At 49.0% G+C, this 3197-nt stretch carries 3 protein-coding genes; all 3 read left to right on the plus strand.

The genetic code is table 11. The annotated features are described in order from the left end of the window. Positions 1-292: 292 nt before the first annotated feature. A complete protein-coding gene (gene trxA, locus DW657_RS16895; protein WP_118313516.1) occupies positions 293-589 on the plus strand; it encodes a thioredoxin in 297 nt (98 codons plus the stop codon). A 179-nt stretch (positions 590-768) separates the two neighbouring features. Then, positions 769-2412 carry a hydroxylamine reductase gene (hcp, locus tag DW657_RS16900; RefSeq protein ID WP_118313515.1) on the plus strand — a complete coding sequence of 548 codons (1644 nt, stop codon included), beginning with the start codon at positions 769-771 and terminating at the stop codon, positions 2410-2412. Positions 2413-2445: 33 nt separating this feature from the next. Beyond that, the gene (locus DW657_RS16905; RefSeq protein WP_089542967.1) at positions 2446-2973 is read left to right on the plus strand and encodes a hemerythrin domain-containing protein; all 528 of its coding nucleotides are present in this window, start codon (positions 2446-2448) and stop codon (positions 2971-2973) included. Positions 2974-3197: the final 224 nt, after the last annotated feature.

Consider the following 3197-nt stretch of genomic DNA (forward strand, 5'->3'; position numbering starts at 1 on the left):
AGTTACGACTTTATTTTAAGACACCAAAGCTTTTCCTCTGATTTTCTTGCGTAACTAGAATAAAAACTTATCTTTAGAGCGCTATCATATCCCCAGAATATAAAGAGGTTAGGACATTTTTTGACGGCCGATTGCAAATCAGCCGGAACGCCTAACGGAGGAAAGACATATCCGGCGCTACGTCAATAGACTTCATCTATCGCCACATAGACTGAATAATTTGGTGGAATGCCGGATTCTTCTTATCTTTGCACCGATAAAAACAAGTAATAACTTTTAAATATCAATAATGATGGAAAAATTCAATGAAATGATTAACGACGAACAGCTGACATTGGTAGATTTCTTCGCTACCTGGTGCGGACCTTGCAAGATGATGCACCCTATCCTGGAACAGCTGAAGGAGAAGATGGGCGATGACATCAGAATTCTGAAAGTAGATGTAGACAAGAACGAGGCACTGTCCATGCAGTACCGCATTCAGTCGGTCCCTACCCTCATGCTCTTCAAAAAGAGAGAAATGCTCTGGCGACAGAGCGGAGCCATGAGCCTGAATGATTTGATGCAGAAAATTTCGCAGCTGCAATAATAGCCCTGCTGAAAACGAAATCCATTCCCCCACACTCTTTTTATGTTTTTTTAATATCCTACGGTCACAATTGTTACCGTAGGATTATTTTTTAAGCCGTAATTTTGCAGCCGGAAACCAGGAATGGCAGATTGCCGCCTGGAAGAAAACATTAAAATAACTCATTAATTTATAGCAATATGACAGAAAACAAGATGTTCTGTTTCCAGTGTCAGGAAACAGCTAAGGGTACAGGCTGTACCATCAAGGGTGTTTGCGGTAAGGAGGCTACAACTTCCAAGTGGCAGGATCTGCTGCTCAGCGTGGTTCGTGGCATAGGAACCATACAGCATAGCATAGGCAAAGAGCCGACACCAGAGGTAACCCGTTTCCTCACGGATGCACTCTTCACCACCATTACCAACGCCAACTTCAACGACCAGGATATCCTGCAAAAGGTAGATAAGGGCATCGTACTGAAGAAACAGCTGCTGCAAAAGGCGGCAAGCATGAATATCCACCTCCCTGCCTATCAGGAGGTAACCTGGGGTGGCGAGAAGACAGACTATGAGGCTGAGGGTGCCCGTGAATCCGTGCTCCGCCACGAGAATCCAGATATCCGCTCGCTCAAGGAACTCACCATGCTCGGTCTGAAGGGTATGGCAGCATACTACGAGCACGCAGCCCATCTGGGAGAAGAGAACAGCGAAATCATCAGCTTCATCTGCCGTGCACTCGCCACCATCAGCAACCCTGATGCTGATATGAACACGCTGCTGGGCGTGGTGCTCGAAACTGGAAAGTACGGCGTGGATGTGATGGCACTCCTCGACAAGGCCAACACCCAGGCATACGGTAATCCGGAACTCACCCGGGTGAACATCGGCACAGGCAGCAATCCGGGCATCCTCATCTCCGGTCACGACCTGAAGGATATCGAAGATCTCCTCATCCAGACCGAAGGCACGGGCATCGACGTCTATACCCATGGCGAGATGCTTCCTGCCCACTACTATCCGCAGCTCAAGAAGTACAAGCATCTGGTGGGCAACTACGGCAATGCGTGGTGGAAACAGAAGGAGGAATTCGAGAGCTTCAACGGTCCTGTAGTCTTCACCACCAACTGCATCGTACCGCCATCGCCATCGGCAGGCTACAGGAACCGCGTCTTCACCACCAACTCTACAGGTTTCCCTGGCTGGAAGCATATCCAGGCGGGTGCCGACGGCCACAAGGACTTCTCCGAGGTGATTGCGCTTGCCAAGACCTGCCAGCCACCTAGGGAGATAGAGACAGGCGAGATCATTGGCGGTTTTGCGCATGCCCAGGTCTTTGCCCTGGCAGACAAGATAGTAGAGGCTGTGAAGAGCGGAGCCATCCGCAAGTTTGTGGTGATGAGTGGCTGCGATGGCAGAATGAAGAGCCGCAACTACTACGAGGAGTTTGCCAAGGCGCTGCCTCAGGATGTAGTGATACTCACCAGCGGCTGTGCCAAGTTCAAGTACAACAAGCTCAATCTGGGCGATATCAACGGCATTCCCCGTGTGCTGGATGCCGGTCAGTGCAACGATTCCTATTCCTGGGCGGTTGTGGCATTGAAGCTGAAGGAGATCTTTGGAGCCAGCGACATCAATGACCTTCCTATCTTCTTCAATATTGCCTGGTACGAGCAGAAGGCTGTCATCGTACTTCTTGCCCTGCTGCATCTGGGCGTAAAGAACATCCATCTGGGTCCTACGCTCCCAGCCTTCTGTTCACCAGCCGTACTGAAGGTTCTGGTAGATACCTTTGGCATTGCCGGAAACGGAACGGTAGAAGAGGACATCAAAAAATATATAGGATAAAAGGAATTTAATAATTTTATATTACAATAGGATATGAGAGCTTCAAAATATCAATTCGAGGAGTGGCCAACCGATCTGCTGATCGATTATGCCCTCAAAATCCATCACCGTGGAATCCGTGAGAAGGGTCCGGAAATCCTCAGTCTCATCCACTCGATGATGGGTGAGAATCAGTTAATGGCAGAAATAGAGAGTCTCTTCAGCGAGTGCATGCTTGACCTGGAGAACCATCTGCAGAAGGAAGAGCAGGTTCTCTTTCCGTTCACCTATCAACTGATGGAATCGCAGCTTACGGGTCAGCCTGCAGCGCCGATACATTGCGGCTCTGTAGCCATGCCTATTCACGTGATGATACTGGAACATGATAATGAGACCAAGCGCCAGCAGCGCCTCAGAAAGCTCACAAACAACTACACCCCGGCAGCTGATGCCAGCGGAGATTATAAGTTGCTACTGAGTCTGCTGAAGAATTTCGCAGAAGATCTGAACGAGCATGTCTATATAGAGAATGAGATCATCTTCCCTCGCAGTCAGCTGCTGGAACAGCAGCTACTGAGTTAAGGGAGAATTTGCAGCCGTTAGACAACGTCCATGTCGAGCATACAACAATAAAGGGAGATTTCTTGGCGAAATCTCCCTTTATCTATTGCAAAAAGCAGCTATAAATTCTTAATTTCCTCTAATGTCAACTGGGTTGCTGCTGCCACTTGCTCGGCAGACAAGCCCATTGCAAGAAGACGACGGGCTGTGGCCTTCTTCTCATCTTTGGCTCCTTCGGCACGACC

Origin of the sequence: Prevotella sp. AM23-5 (assembly GCF_003473645.1) — a bacterium.
GTDB classification, from domain to species: Bacteria; Bacteroidota; Bacteroidia; order Bacteroidales; family Bacteroidaceae; genus Prevotella; species Prevotella copri_A.